Origin of the sequence: Gilliamella sp. Fer1-1 (genome assembly GCF_001690825.1) — a bacterium.
In the GTDB taxonomy this organism is placed as follows: Bacteria; Pseudomonadota; Gammaproteobacteria; order Enterobacterales; family Orbaceae; genus Gilliamella; species Gilliamella apicola_C.
Genome location: NZ_LZGX01000040.1, coordinates 25,302 through 40,526, shown reverse-complemented (window position 1 = coordinate 40,526; position 15,225 = coordinate 25,302). Strand labels below are relative to the sequence as shown.

Below are 15,225 nucleotides of genomic sequence, written 5' to 3'. Positions count from 1 at the left end.
TCACCCGTCCGCCACTCGTCATCAAGTGCAAGCACTCATGTTACCGTTCGACTTGCATGTGTTAAGCCTGCCGCCAGCGTTCAATCTGAGCCATGATCAAACTCTTCAATTTAAAGTTTGATGCTCAATAACTGTCTCTGACATATTCAAATGAATCTTCAGTGTCACTTATCAAGACTTAATTTTTTAGTCCGTAGACTTTAATCTTTTGTCTCGCAAGTGCCCACACAGATTGTCTGTTTCTTATTTTTAAAGAGCTAACAGCTTTTTTAAATCAATCAACCTTCCGTTAATTTACTTCGCTGTCTCAAGGGTTGCGTATGTTACGCATTTCACTTGTCCACGTCAACCCTCTATTTCATAAAATTCTTTTTTTTTATTTCAAATGAATATTTTTTAGTCAAAATACAAGGTTAGAAGGTTATTTTTAGCTGATTAATTGCATTAACCGCTTTTTTAATTGCTTCTTCTACTGTTGCTGCTTTAGCTAAAGCAACTCCCATTCGTCTTATTCCGTTAACTTCAGGTTTACCAAATAAGCGTAAATCAGTACCTGGAACATTTAATACTTTGTCCAAATTAGAAAAAGTAATGTGATCAGAGTTACCATTTGCTAACAATACCGCTGATGCACTTGGACCATATTGCTCAATTAAAGGTATTGGTAATCCTAAAATAGCTCTAGCATGCAATGCAAACTCTGAGATGTTTTGTGATATTAATGTAACCATACCTGTATCATGTGGTCTTGGTGATACTTCACTAAACCAAACCTGATCGCCTTTAACAAACAGCTCTACACCAAATACCCCATACCCCCCCAAAGCTTCGGTTATCTTCATAGCGATATCTTTAGCTAAACATAATGCATTAGCTGACATCTGCTGCGGTTGCCAAGATTCTCGATAGTCGCCTTTTTCTTGACGGTGGCCAATAGGTTCACAATATAAAATCCCGTTAATATGCCTAACAGTTAATAGCGTAATTTCATAATCAAAATCAACAAAACCTTCAATAATAACTTTACCCCTACCTGCACGGCCACCTTCTTGTGCATATTTCCATGAAAATTCAATATCAGCTTCACTTCTTACTAAAGATTGCCCTTTTCCCGAAGAACTCATTACAGGTTTAACTAAACAAGGGAAACCTATTTCTTTAACTGCAAGCTTATACTCGGCTTCATTTAATGCAAAACGATATGGTGAAGTTGGCAATTTGAGTTCTTCTGCGGCTAAACGACGTATACCTTCACGGTTCATGGTTAATTGCGTCGCTTTAGCTGTAGGAATAACTACAAATCCTTCTTTTTCTAATTCTAATAAAGTATCGGTGGCTATTGCTTCTATTTCAGGAACAATATAATTAGGTTTTTCTATCTCAATAATTTTTCTAAGCTCATCACCGTCTAGCATATTAATAATATGAGAACGATGTGCAACTTGCATGGCTGGCGCATTAGCATAACGATCAACAGCAATAACTTCACACCCAAAACGCTGCAATTCAATGACAACCTCTTTGGCTAATTCACCTGCACCACAAAGTAATACCTTTGTTGCACTTAATGATAATGGTGTTCCTATTTTTGCCATAATATTCTCTTATAGATTTATATCACTGTATTTTAATTAATAAGCTTAAAATAAAAATCGGGATAATTATCCCGATTTTTCTCAATTTAAAATTATACTGAATATGGATCTCGTAAAATCATAGTTTCACTTCGATCTGGCCCTGTTGAAATAATATCAATTGGTGTTTCGGTTAGTTCTTCAATCCGTTTTATATAGGCTTTCGCTGCTTGTGGTAAAGCATCATAACTTTTAACACCAAAAGTTGATTCACTCCAGCCTGGCATTGACTCATACACAGGCTTAACTAAGCCCCACTCTTCAGCAGACGCTGGAGCATTTTTTATCACATCTCCATTTGGTAATTGATAACCAATGCAGATCTTAACCTCTTTAAGCCCATCTAGCACGTCGAGTTTAGTTAAACAAAATCCAGATACAGAATTAAGTTGTACCGCTTTGCGAACAGCAACTGCATCAAGCCATCCTGTACGACGACGACGGCCTGTTGTTGCCCCAAATTCATTACCTTGCTTACAAAGGTACTCTCCTGTTTCATCAAATAATTCCGTTGGGAATGGACCAGCACCAACTCGTGTAGAATAGGCTTTAACAATACCTAATACATAACCAACGTAACGCGGACCAAAACCAGATCCCGTTGCTACACCACCAGCGGTGGTATTAGAAGAGGTAACAAAAGGATAAGTACCATGATCGATATCAAGTAATGTACCTTGTGCACCTTCAAACATAATTCTCTCACCTTTTTTGCGTGCATCTTCTAAAAGAGTGGGAATATCAGCAATCATAGAAACTAAAATATCTGCTATTGCCAATGTGTCGTTTAGAACTTTTTGATAATCAACTGCTTCTGCTTTGTAGTAATTAACTAATTGAAAATTATGATACTCCATAACTTCTTGTAATTTTTCAGCGAAAGCTTGGCGATCACGTAAATCACCAACTCGAAGCCCGCGCCGAGCTACTTTGTCTTCGTAAGCAGGGCCAATACCACGCCCTGTTGTTCCAATTGCTTTGCTACCACGGGCTTTTTCCCGAGCCTGGTCTAACGCAATATGGTAAGGTAAAATTAAAGGACATGATTCAGAAATAAGGAGCCTGTCTTTAACAGGTATACCGCTATTTTCTAGCTCTTTCATTTCTTTCATTAGAGCATCAGGGCAAAGTACTACACCATTTGCAATAATACTTATCACATCATTGCGTAAAATTCCTGATGGAATTAAATGTAATACTGTTTTTTCACCATTAATCACTAATGTATGACCAGCATTATGCCCACCTTGATAACGAACAACATATTTTGCTTTTTCTGTGAGTAAATCAACAACTTTACCTTTGCCTTCATCACCCCATTGTGTTCCTAGCACAACAACATTATTACTCATAGATTATTTATCTCATTCTGTTATTTATTAGATTTTAATTTCATATATTGAAAAAATTGACTATCAGGACTAATGACCAAAATATCATGACCTGTAAAGCTTTGTTCGTAAGCTTTTAAACTACGAATAAAACTAAAAAACTCCATATCTTTACCAAAAGCATCGGCATAAAGTTTAGCTGCATTTGCATCACCTTCACCACGAATAGATCGAGATTGGCGTTCAGCTTCAGATAAAATCTTTGTAACTTCTAATGTAGTCTCTGCTCGTATTTCATCAGCCTTTTTAACCCCTTGGAAACGTTGGTTTTGCGCGACAACTTTCCGAGCTGCTTTCATTTGTTCATAAATTGAATTAGATATTTCCTGAGGAAAATTAACTTTCTTTATACGGACATCAATGACTTCAACACCAAAAGATCTCATACTGGTTTTATTATTTTCAGAATCTTTTTCAACCTCACTAATAATACCTTCAGTAGATTCATTTTTAGCCGCTTCTTGTGCTGTGCCATTTAAAGCATCTTTTACACGTGTCATAATAGAATTGCGAGAGTTATTATTGGTGTCATTAATAATATCAATGATATCTAATTTACCAACTTCGGCTCTTAAACGGCCATTTAACCGAGCAAGCAATAGGTTTTCAACACTATTACCACCTGCAATAGTTTCATAGTACCGATTAAAGTCAACAATCTTCCATTGTACAAAATAATCAACAACTAAATCTTTATTTTCACGTGTTATAAACTTTTGTTCTTTACCAACATTATCAGAACTATTTGTTGTTTGAATTTTAGCATCAACAACTTTTACATTATCCATTCCAGGGATTTTAAAATGTAATCCAGGATCTGATAATCTTATAATTTTATTAAATCGTAAAACTATACCCCGAGTTCCTTCTTCAATAACATAAGCGCTAGAAAAAAACACACCAATTAAAACAAATATTATAGGAATCAATAATTTGCGCATACTTTCTCCTTATCTTCCCATAAATCGCGCAGTTCGCGTACTATTGCTGGTGCTAATGGTATTATTTGTATTGCTATTAACCTCTTTTGATAATTCTTGTGTCGTCTGAGGTTGATGTTTTATTGTTTCAGAAGAGATCGCCATATTAGAATTATATTCACTATTTTCATTTAATAAAGCCATTGGTTCAGAATGCTTTTCATTTGTATTTTTCAATAGTTGCTCTAGAGGTAATACCATTAAATTTCCGCTTTTATCGTTAACCAAAATTTTTTTCGTTTTAGCCAATACTCTTTCCATAGTTTCAATATATAAGCGTTCTTTAGTAATTTCTGGCGCAGCCTTATATTGTGGTAAGATTTTTTCAAAACGAGCGACATCACCAGCAGCTTCAAGTTCTACTTTAACTTTATAAGCATTTGCATCTGCTAGAATTCTTGCGGATAGACCTTCAGCTTGTTGAACTTGCTTAACTTTTTCAGCAGCAGCTTTATTTATTTCACGCTTTTTATCTTCTCGAGCATTCATTGCATCGTTAAAAGCTTCTTGTACAGCTTCAGGAGGACGAGCTGATTGGAAATTAAGATCCACTATACTAATTCCCATATCATAATTATTAATCACATTAACCAACTCATCTTTAGTGCGAGTTTCTAATGCGGAACGCCCATCAGTTAAAATATCATCCATACTTGAGCTACCTACTTCTGTGCGTAAAGCACTATCTGCAGCTTGTTGTAGGCTGTCTTTAACATTAGTGACCTTAAATAAATATTTTATAGGATCGTTGATACGATATTGCACATTCATCTCAACAAAGACCAAATCTTCACCTGTTGTTATCATAAATCCATTTACATTAAAATTGTGCGTACCTTGTGTATCAACTTTATACACTTTATCAATTAATGGTGGACTCCAATTTAATCCAGGTTGAATAATTTCGGGCTGAACTTGACCAAATCGGGTAATAACACCACGTTCGCTTTGATTGATAGTGTAAAAACCATTTCCACCCCAAAGAAGAGCAAGAACAATTATTATAGCACCAACAATTTTCGACGTATCGATCGGTAATTTAATGCCTGATGAACCGTTATTATGGTTACCTGAATTACTTTTCCTTAAGAGGTCTTTGATTTTATCAAATAAATCACCTAATGAATTATTGGGTGTTTTTTTGTTATTGCTTCCCCATGGATCATTATCTTGTCCGTTATTTCCGGGCTGATTCCACGCCATATTTTATATGCTCCATTTAACAATTAGTTATTATTTTGCTTATTGATTAAGTATAACAGATCTGGTTCTTGTTTACAGAGGCGATTCCATTCAATAGAGGGAATTCTCACATCTAAATAAAAACTACCATCCTCACTAATAAGCTCATGTTCAACCGCATTTAACTGATATAAACGGCTTCTTAGTTTTGCTAAGTAAGCTGGCAAGCTTAAATGGCAAACTTGAATTTGCTTAGCTAATCTTTCTTTCAAAGCAATAAATAATTGATCTAATCCTAAACCATTTTGTGCAGAAACCCAAACTCGAATTGGTATACCATTTTCATCTCGATCAATACCTGGCAGTTTACCCTCAATTAAATCGATTTTGTTCATAACGAGTAGTGTTGGTATTTCGTGAGCATCAATTTCAAGCAATACTTCATCAACAGCATGCATATTATCCAATAAATTAGGATCCGCTGCGTCAACAACATGTAATAATAAAGTGGCTTCTTGAGTTTCAAGTAATGTTGCTTTAAAAGCCGCAATAAGATCATGTGGCAAGTGACGAATAAAACCGACCGTATCGGCTAAAACAACTTCACCAACATCATCAACTACGATTCGTCGCAGCGTTGGATCGAGTGTAGCAAATAACTGATTAGCAGCATATACATCAGCCTTTGTTAAGGCATTAAATAGTGTCGATTTTCCGGCATTTGTGTAACCAACTAAAGATATTGTTGATAGATCAGCTTTATTTCTTGATTGACGATTTTGATTTCGCTGTTTTTCAACTTTAGCCAACCTTGATAAAATTAATTGAATACGATGGCGAATCAATCGTCTATCAGTTTCTAATTGAGTTTCACCAGGACCACGTAAGCCAATACCACCTTTTTGCCGTTCTAGATGAGTCCAACCTCGCACTAATCGTGTCGAAAGATGTTTTAACTGAGCTAGCTCAACTTGCAATTTACCTTCATGCGTTCTAGCTCGTTGGGCAAAAATATCAAGAATTAATCCTGTTCTATCCACAACGCGGCATTTACATAGTTGTTCTAAGTTACGTTCTTGAGAAGGAGTTAAAGTATGATTGACTAAAATAACAGAAGCATCGAGTTGTTTAACTTTTTCAGCTATTTCTTGTGCTTTACCTTCACCAATGAAATATTTGGCTTGCGGCGATTTTCTTGAGGTCGTCACAATATCGAGAATCTCTATTCGAGCAGAAGAAACTAATACTTCAAACTCTTTAAGATCCTCAATATTGCTTTCTTGAGGGAAAAATACATGGACTAATAAGGCAGTCTCACCGCCTTTATATCGCTCAAACAATCAGAATCTCCACTGAAATATCAGCTTTCACTTCCCTCTTCAGGCTGAGATACGAGTCCAGAAATAGGTCTAGAAGGTACGACCGTCGAAATGGCATGTTTATATACCATTTGGCTTACAGTATTTTTTAGCAAAATAACAAACTGATCGAATGATTCAATTTGCCCTTGTAACTTAATACCATTAACTAAATAGATTGATACAGGAATATGCTCTCGACGAAGCAAATTTAAATAAGGATCTTGTAATGACTGCCCTTTTGACATAAGTTTATCCTTTAAAAAGTAATTATATGAAGATAAAATAAATACACTTATAAATAATCAATGTATTTTTACATACTATTTCAGATACATCTAGTATCTACCAAAATAACATAAAAAGCACTTCTCTTGAACCAATCATATAAAATTTATGCACAAATAACTAAATTTTTAATAAATTTAAACCAAAAATATAAAAAAAACACAAAATATAGATAATTTTTTTTGCATAAATTTATCTATATTACAATTATATACTATAAACCACTATGAATATTACTAATCATAATATTTTTTGGAAAATTGAATCCATATTATCATTATTTAACCATGTAATAGGTTGCTTCCAACCACGAAGCCAAGTAATTTGTCTTTTCGCTAATTGCCGTGTAGCACAAATACCTTTAAATATCATTTCATCATAACTTATATCACCATTTAAATATTCCCACATTTGCCGATAGCCGACACAACGGATAGCGGGCAAATTTAAATGCAAATCAGATCGTTGCATAAGCGCTTTTACTTCATTCTCAAATCCTTGATCTAACATCTGTAAAAAACGCTGCTCAATACGTTCATGTAATTGTGCCCTATCTTGTGGCATAATAGCAAACTGCATAATATCATATGGCAATGCCTCACCACTTTCTTGTGTAAGCTCAGTTAAACTTTTACCTGAGATTAAATAGACTTCTAAAGCACGATTAAGACGCTGTGGATCATTAGGATGAATGCGTTCAGCCGAAACAGGATCAACTTTTTTTAACTCTTCGTGAATAGCTTGCCAACCTAATTTATTGGCTTTTTCCTCTATTTGTTGACGAATTTCACTATTGGCCGCTGGTAGCGGTGAAAGGCCTTCAATCAAAGCCTTAAAGTAAAGCATTGTTCCACCAACTAACAATGGAATCCGACCTTCTTTTAAGGTTTTTTCAATTTCAACAATGGCATCATGCCTAAAATTTGCTGCTGAGTAGCTCTCTGCTGGATCACAAATATCAATTAGTTTATGCGGGTATTTTTGTTGCTCTTCTTGAGTTGGTTTTGCTGTTCCAATGTTCATGCCACGATAAATAAGTGCAGAATCGACACTAATAATATCAATTGGATAACGATCATAAAGCGCCATAGCAAATGCGGTTTTACCCGATGCCGTTGGCCCCATTAATGAAATAATTTTCGGTTTAGTCATAATAAAATTGATTGAGTTAGAGATTGCATATCTATTGGATATAAAAATGATTCTTGTTGTAACAAATTAATATCTATCTGCTCTAACTGTGCTAATAATTGAATTACCTTAGATCCTCCCCAAACCTCAGTACAACTATCACAGTACTGGTTAGCTAACCAAGCAGCAATTTGAGTTGGATTGAATACTTCCTTTTCAGATGATGAGATAAAACTAATTAAAGCAGGTAAAATTTGTTGCCAGTTCATTGCTCGCAACATTTTAGGCACGTTTTGTAAATACAATTTAGCTTTATCAATATAAAACTCAAAACCTAAAAAATTTAACTGAGGTTGATAAGTAGATACAATTTGTTGCTCTTTATGATTAATTAAAATTGTTAATGGAATAAGCAATTTCTCAGAGTCTTGCGATAATAATTTAATTGCAACAACTTTTTGCTGCGCAATTGGCAATTTCATTAACATGAGTTTTTGTTGATTATCTTCAAACTTTTCAAGCAATGCTATATCCGGCTGAATAACAGTTAACACCCGACCAAATTGTACTAATGATGAGTTATCAAGCTGTTGTTGTAATGATTGTAATGGTATATTTCGCTTAGGAAATAAAGCTTCGATAACCGCTTTTTGTGGCTCAGTTATTTCATGTTCTTCTGTCGATAAAAGCGTTTTTTTCGGCTCCGATTTTTCCACATCTTGAGCAAGATCAACATTCACCAACTGACCATACAACGCATTTTCTTTTGCATAATTGCTTGGTTTTTTCGATAACTGGCTACTTGCTTGATAAATTTTTGGTGCTGTTTGTTGGTTAAAGATATTATCACCAGCTGCTTGCCTATTAGGAGGTATTGTTACTTTTTCTTCCACTTCGGTTAAATTCGACTCAAGGGCCATTACAATAGCTTGATAAACAAAATCATGAACAAGCCTTGCTTCATGAAAACGCACTTCATGCTTAGCTGGATGGACATTAACATCAACTTGTTTTGGATCTATCTGTAAAAACACTACATAGCTTTGTTGCTCACTGGTTCGGCTTACATAAGCTTGACGCAAAGCGTGATTAAGCAATTTATCTTTAATCACTCTTCCATTAACATAAAAATATTGAAGATCACTTACTTCACTACTTGTCACCCAACCTTGAATAAGCAAATCTTCATGTTGCCAATCAAGCTTTACAGACTTTTGCATAAAACCTCGACCGCAAACTAATTCGACTCTTTTTTCAATGGTCGATGAGCGATACTGTTTAACTAACTTTCCGTTATGTTGCAAATTAAAAGAGACATCAGGGCGCACTAACGCAATACGCCGAATAAATTCTTCAATATGCATAAACTCCGTTTTTTCTGTTTTCAAAAAACGGCGCCTTGCTGGCGTATTATAAAACAAGTCAAGCACTTCAACCGTTGATCCCACAGGATGGGCAGCAGGTTTAATGATCGGTTTCATATCACGCCCCTCTGCATAAACTTGCCATGCTTCGGATTGTTCAGCAGTACGTGAAGTTAATGTTAATCTAGCCACCGAGCTTATACTTGCAAGCGCTTCACCACGAAATCCAAGGCTAATAATAGCATCTAAATCATCTAATTTACTGATTTTACTTGTCGCATGACGAGCAAGCGCCAGCGCTAATTCATCTTTAGCAATGCCACAACCATTATCACGAATACGGATTAATTTACAGCCACCTTGCTCAAGGTCAATATCAATTTGAGTACTACCCGCATCAAGGCTATTTTCAACTAATTCCTTAATAACTGACGCTGGGCGTTCTACTACTTCACCTGCAGCAATTTGGTTAGCTAATTGCGGCGATAAAATATGAATTGCCATTAATGCTGTTCTCCAAATTTTGGATTTTGTTTAATATAATTTTTGATACCTTGATAAATAGCGTTAGCGATTTTCTCTTGGTGGGCATTATTACTTAGTAGTCTTTCTTCATCCTCGTTAGAGATAAAGCCAACTTCAACTAAAATTGATGGAATATCTGGCGAACGTAATACACCTAAACTTGCATGTTCTGGAACAGATTTATGCAATGGTATTGTTCCTTTCATCGCTTTTAAGACTTGCATTGCTAACTGATATCCCACTTGTTGAGAATAAGAAAACTGTAGATCTAATACTGCTTGACTTAAATGAGGATCATGATCATCACTAAGCGCATCACCAGCACCACCTAGTAATTGAGACTGTTTTTCACCTTTTTCAAGCCAACGCCCCAGCTCTGTATCTGCACGCTGAGTTGACAATACCCAAATTGAAGCCCCCGTTGCATTCCTATTTGGCGCAGCATCAGCATGAACTGAAACCAATAAATTAGCTTTATTTTTACGAGCAATTTCTGAACGTTGCGAGACAGAAATAAAATTATCACTGTCACGAGTCAGCACACCTTTAAAATTAGCATCTTTATTTAATAAGTTGGTCAGTTTTTTAGCAATTGAAAGCGTAACTGTTTTTTCATATAACTTATTTTGTCCTATTGCGCCCGAATCTTTACCGCCATGCCCCGCATCAACAGCAATCACAACTTTGGTTGCATAAGCAGAGCTACAAAGCAGTACTAACATAAAAAAAATAAGTAGTTTTTTCATTGTCTTTTAATTGTTTATTTTTATTGTGATAAATTAAGGATCACTTGGCCTTTTTCGCTTTTTGCTTGCACACAAGCAGTGCGTTCAAGCGCTAAATAAGCTAAATGAATTTCGAGATCAACATTAGGCAAGATACCGCCTGCTCGCTCAGGCCACTCAATTAAACAAATCGATCGAGAAACAAAATATTCACGAATGCCCATAAACTCTAATTCTTCAGGGTAACAAAGCCGATACAAATCAAAATGATAAACTGAAAAATCATCAAACTGATAGGGTTCTACTAACGTATAAGTTGGACTTTTTACGTTACCTTTATGGCCTAATTGTTGTAAAAAACCGCGACTAAAAGTTGTTTTTCCTGCGCCAAGATCGCCAATTAAATGGATAACAATTGTATCATCATGCTTAGACAAATAGTTTAAACACTGTTTGGCAAGTTTGCTACCAAACAAAATCGTTTGGTGCTCATTGGTTAAAATAATCGGTTTCATGATGAATTCTTTGCTCAATAATGATCTCTTATTATATACTAATAACCATTAAAGATGTACTAAACAAGATAACCTAGATTTTGTAAAAAACTTACAGGAAAACCTACGTTTCATTGTAAAAAGTGAAAAATAATGTTACATACTATTTCAACAGCAAATCCATTAGCTCTAGATCCACAACAAATATCCGCTCAAGATGCCATATTATTTTGGCAAAATGGTGTTGTTCTAGCTATCAAAAACACTCCATTATTAAATGATATTATCAGTAAAACGGCGCATTGTTATATCATCAACAGCGATATTCAAGCTCGTGGGCTAAATGATATTATCGATTCAAGACTTAAAATTATTAATATGCAACAAGTTGTTGAACTAACAGCTAACTATTTCCCACAGATAAATTGGGAATAACAACAGCACATTAAGCTTACCATTAGCGGTGTTTAAAAACTAAATAATACCCATTTGCCAAACCTAACACCTAGGTTTAATATAAATATTAACTGTAATCTGATTGTATTTAAATTTAATGGCTAATTTATTAACGCTATCGCAAATCAATAATTGTTTAAAAAATGGTGAAGTGATTGCTTACCCAACTGAAGCTGTTTTTGGTCTGGGCTGCGATCCCAATTGCGAATCAGCGGTATTAAAACTATTACAACTAAAACAGCGATCAATAGATAAGGGATTGATTCTAATTGCCAGCCATTACCAACAACTCATACCTTATATAGATGAATCAACTATCACCAACGAACAAAAAAAGTTAGCCCTTACTAATTGGTCTGAACCCATTACTTGGGTTTTTCCTAAAAATGAAAATACACCATATTTTTTGACCGGTAAATTCGATTCTATTGCTATACGGATCACGAATCATCCTGTCGTTTGTAAACTTTGTGATCTTTATGGCAAACCAATAGTTTCAACTAGTGCTAACATTTCTGCTCATCCTCCTTGTAAAACAGCTATCGAAGTTGCCAAACAGTTTGGTCCAGATTTCCCTATTTTAGATGGTGAAACAGGTCACCATACACGACCATCACAAATAAAAGACATTAAAACAGGTCAAATTTTTCGGCAAGGATAACGTTATGCAAAATTTATATATAGGTGTGATGTCCGGTACTAGCATGGATGGAATTGATATAGCTTTAGTGAATATTACCGAAAAAAAGGTTAAATCAATAGTAAGTGCATGCTATCCAATACCTAGCAATTTAAAACAGCATTTACTAACATTGTGTGAAACCAAGCAAACTTCATTACAAAATTTAGGTGAAATAGATCACAAGCTTGGTAAACTTTTTGCCAATAGTATAAATAACTTTTTAGAAAATAATAAGATAGATAAAAAACAAATTAAAGCCATTGGCTGTCATGGGCAAACAATTTATCATGCACCAAATGGTAACAACCCATTTACCCTACAAATTGGCGATGCCAATATTATTGCCGCAAAAACAGGCATTACGACTATTGCCGATTTTCGCCGTAAAGATATGGCTTATGGTGGGCAAGGCGCACCACTCGTTCCAGCTTTTCATAAAGCAGTATTGCAAAATAAACATATAAATCGCGTAATATTAAATATAGGCGGAATAAGTAATATTTCAGTACTCATTCCTAATCATACAGTTATTGGATATGACACAGGCCCAGGTAATGTGTTACTTGACGGTTGGATAAAGCAGCATTTAGGTAAAAACTATGATAAAAATGGATTATGGGCAAAAACAGGTAAAATAAATCAAGACTTATTAAACCTTTTATGTAAAGAAGACTATTTTCAAATGCCCGCCCCCAAAAGTACTGGGCGGGAGCTGTTTAACTTACCGTGGCTACATAAAAAATTAGCAGGAACAAATTTAAAAGCACAAGATATTCAAGCAACACTGGTTGAATTTACCGCTTTATCCATTGCCAATGAAATCAATAAATTAAAGATACAAAGCACGTTACCTTGTGAACTTTTAGTTTGCGGTGGGGGAGCGAAAAACCCGCTTATCATGCAAAGACTATCGGCATTATTACCTTCATGGTCAGTATTAACCACAGACACAAAAGGCATAAACGGTGATGATATGGAAGCAATCGCTTTTGCTTGGCTTGCTTATTGTAAAATCAATAATCTTCCCTCCAATATTCCTGAAGTAACTGGCGCAAACCAAGCGGTTTGTTTGGGAGTTATTTATCAATAAACTAAAAAATAGATAAAAGTTAATTAAATCAACCCAAATTTTTGTAATGCTTTTGCTATCCCATCATTATTGTTAGTATCTGTTATATATTCAGCTTTATCTTTTAACGTATCAACAGCATTCCCCATAGCAATAGGGTGATCAACAGTTAAGAACATTTCAAAATCATTCATACCATCACCAAATGCATAAGTTGGCACATCAGAAAATCCCTTAGTTTGAAGCAACTGAGTAATACCATAACCTTTAGATCCTCCATGATTAAAAACATCGACACAGTAAGGTGTATTACGAATAAAAGTTAGCTCAGGAAAAACATCACGATAATGCAATTCACCTTCCTCACACAATAATAACAACATCTGGATAGGTTCTTTTAAATAAATCTGATCATCAACGGGAGGAACGGGTTGCTTAAGGTAATGATAAAACTTCTCAGCCGGTTGGCTATGGGCGGATACACGCATCAATTCATCATTATAAAAGGATAAAGGAATATTCATTTTTTGTTTAGAATATTGATATATTCTTGCTATCACCTCTTTATCAATATCATTTGTAAAAACTTTTTCACCTTTATATAAAACAACCTGCCCATTCATACCAACAATGGAATCAATCTGAGTTCTTTTCATTAAATTAATAACTTCACAAGGTGTTCGGCCTGTTGCTATCATTGGAGTAATATTATTTTGTTTTAATTTTTTTATAGCTTCAATAGAACTAGGTAATATATCAATCTGACTATTAAATAGTGTGCCATCTAAATCAAAAAAAACGATAGCTTCAGGTTTTTCATTCATATTACAAATCCAAAATATGTTTAATAAAAGGAATAGTTAATTTTCGTTGTTGTGCAAGCGTTGCAACTTCAAACTTTTCTAACAAAGAAAATAATGTGCGCATATCACGGTTAACACGTTTTAATAAAAATAACCCAACTTCTGTTGATAATTCAAAACCACTTAATTGTGCTCTTAATTGTAAAGCTTTAAGCTTATCATCGTCACTAAGTTCTTTTAATTGATAAACTTGTCCCCAAGATAACCGAGAAACTAAATCAGGTAATATAAAAGAAATTTGTTTAGGAGGTGCACTTGCCGTTATCAGTAATTTACTCACATTTTTTTCAGTCAAACGATTAAATAAATCAAAAATAGCCTCTTCCCAATCTCGATGGCCAGCTATTGCATCAATATCATCTAAACAGACTAAATCATAATTATCTAACCCCTGTAAAATTTCAGGTACTAAATGATAATATTGCTTCAACGGGATATAACTAGCTAATTTGTTTTGGCTTGATGCGTGTAAAAGGTGCGTTCGACCCGCAGCGCTAACCGACCATATATAAAAGATATTAAACCCCTCTTTACCTAATAAGGATTGCAATGAATCAGACAATAATCGATTATCGCCTACATAAAAACTATCAAAAGTTTCATTATTGGGTAACGAAAAAGGTAAAGGCAACTGCGAAAGAGTAATAAAATAACCTCATAATAAAAATACAATTATGTTAAGTATAAATTTGCTTTTACAAAAATCAATCACTTTTGTAGAAAAGAAAAATATCCTGCCCCTTAAATTATTTAATGTGTACTTTAATTGCACAAAACAGGTTAATCTACTTTTTAATAGATAAACTAAGGCTAAATCAAATCCCCTCTATTTATATAAATACAATTTTCTTATTATAAAATAGTTTAACCATCTTACCCACAAAAAAATGGCTATACTAAATTTATTTTTTAATAATAATTTTCCTCGACAGCAATGAGTGCAAGTGCTAATAATTCGATCATCAGGCTTAACGCATAAAGTTCATAAAGATCTTTTGCAATCACAGCTACCTTACCACCTAATAGAAAAGGACAATCGTCTATTCAACCAAGATAAATTGCACTAGCAATTCCTTTTTCCAA

Annotated in this window: 14 protein-coding genes, 1 rRNA gene and 1 pseudogene; 3 read left to right on the top strand and 13 right to left on the bottom strand. The window is 34.7% G+C overall.

What is annotated here, in order from left to right:
* The 11 genes and pseudogenes from A9G28_RS05875 to tsaE all read right to left on the bottom strand — a co-directional run.
* Positions 1-112: ribosomal RNA gene (locus A9G28_RS05875) — 16S ribosomal RNA — on the bottom strand; the annotation flags it as partial.
* A 301-nt stretch (positions 113-413) separates the two neighbouring features.
* Complete coding sequence (purT, locus tag A9G28_RS05870; protein WP_065580062.1) at positions 414-1,595, bottom strand: formate-dependent phosphoribosylglycinamide formyltransferase; 1,182 nt, start codon at positions 1,593-1,595, stop codon at positions 414-416.
* Positions 1,596-1,687: 92 nt separating this feature from the next.
* Positions 1,688-2,986: an adenylosuccinate synthase gene (locus A9G28_RS05865; RefSeq protein ID WP_065567286.1), complete on the bottom strand. Its 1,299-nt coding sequence runs from the start codon at positions 2,984-2,986 to the stop codon at positions 1,688-1,690.
* A gap of 20 nt (positions 2,987-3,006) precedes the next feature.
* A complete protein-coding gene (hflC, locus tag A9G28_RS05860; RefSeq protein ID WP_065580061.1) occupies positions 3,007-3,966 on the bottom strand; it encodes a protease modulator HflC in 960 nt (319 codons plus the stop codon).
* A gap of 9 nt (positions 3,967-3,975) precedes the next feature.
* Positions 3,976-5,208, bottom strand: a complete 1,233-nt coding sequence (hflK, locus tag A9G28_RS05855; protein WP_065580060.1) for an FtsH protease activity modulator HflK — start codon at positions 5,206-5,208, stop codon at positions 3,976-3,978.
* Positions 5,209-5,231: 23 nt separating this feature from the next.
* The gene (gene hflX, locus A9G28_RS05850; protein ID WP_065580059.1) at positions 5,232-6,527 is read right to left on the bottom strand and encodes a ribosome rescue GTPase HflX; all 1,296 of its coding nucleotides are present in this window, start codon (positions 6,525-6,527) and stop codon (positions 5,232-5,234) included.
* A 20-nt stretch (positions 6,528-6,547) separates the two neighbouring features.
* Positions 6,548-6,793: an RNA chaperone Hfq gene (gene hfq, locus A9G28_RS05845; protein WP_065567290.1), complete on the bottom strand. Its 246-nt coding sequence runs from the start codon at positions 6,791-6,793 to the stop codon at positions 6,548-6,550.
* 280 nt (positions 6,794-7,073) lie between these two features.
* A complete protein-coding gene (miaA, locus tag A9G28_RS05840; RefSeq protein ID WP_065567291.1) occupies positions 7,074-7,985 on the bottom strand; it encodes a tRNA (adenosine(37)-N6)-dimethylallyltransferase MiaA in 912 nt (303 codons plus the stop codon).
* Positions 7,982-9,832, bottom strand: coding sequence for a DNA mismatch repair endonuclease MutL (gene mutL, locus A9G28_RS05835; RefSeq protein WP_065580058.1), 1,851 nt, complete (start codon positions 9,830-9,832; stop codon positions 7,982-7,984). The genes miaA and mutL overlap by 4 nt, the downstream gene beginning before the upstream one ends.
* Before the next feature lie 20 nt (positions 9,833-9,852).
* A pseudogene (locus A9G28_RS05830) lies at positions 9,853-10,557 on the bottom strand (N-acetylmuramoyl-L-alanine amidase); the annotation flags it as partial.
* A 62-nt stretch (positions 10,558-10,619) separates the two neighbouring features.
* Positions 10,620-11,093 (bottom strand): tRNA (adenosine(37)-N6)-threonylcarbamoyltransferase complex ATPase subunit type 1 TsaE, encoded by a 474-nt coding sequence (tsaE, locus tag A9G28_RS05825; RefSeq protein ID WP_065580057.1) that lies wholly within the window; start codon positions 11,091-11,093, stop codon positions 10,620-10,622.
* 132 nt (positions 11,094-11,225) lie between these two features.
* Between tsaE and tusB the strand changes: the two genes are divergently transcribed.
* The 3 genes from tusB (at position 11,226) to A9G28_RS05810 (ending at position 13,300) form a co-directional block, all read left to right on the top strand.
* A complete protein-coding gene (gene tusB, locus A9G28_RS05820) occupies positions 11,226-11,507 on the top strand; it encodes a sulfurtransferase complex subunit TusB (RefSeq protein ID WP_065580056.1) in 282 nt (93 codons plus the stop codon).
* A 118-nt stretch (positions 11,508-11,625) separates the two neighbouring features.
* Positions 11,626-12,189: a Sua5/YciO/YrdC/YwlC family protein gene (locus A9G28_RS05815; protein WP_065580055.1), complete on the top strand. Its 564-nt coding sequence runs from the start codon at positions 11,626-11,628 to the stop codon at positions 12,187-12,189.
* Positions 12,190-12,193: 4 nt separating this feature from the next.
* On the top strand, positions 12,194-13,300 hold the full coding sequence (locus A9G28_RS05810) for an anhydro-N-acetylmuramic acid kinase (RefSeq protein WP_065580054.1): 1,107 nt from the start codon (positions 12,194-12,196) through the stop codon (positions 13,298-13,300).
* 23 nt (positions 13,301-13,323) lie between these two features.
* Here the strand turns inward: A9G28_RS05810 and A9G28_RS05805 are convergent, their stop codons facing one another.
* Positions 13,324-14,103: a Cof-type HAD-IIB family hydrolase gene (locus tag A9G28_RS05805; RefSeq protein ID WP_065567297.1), complete on the bottom strand. Its 780-nt coding sequence runs from the start codon at positions 14,101-14,103 to the stop codon at positions 13,324-13,326.
* Between the two features lies 1 nt (position 14,104).
* Positions 14,105-14,788, bottom strand: coding sequence for a DnaA inactivator Hda (gene hda, locus A9G28_RS05800; RefSeq protein ID WP_065580053.1), 684 nt, complete (start codon positions 14,786-14,788; stop codon positions 14,105-14,107).
* Positions 14,789-15,225: the final 437 nt, after the last annotated feature.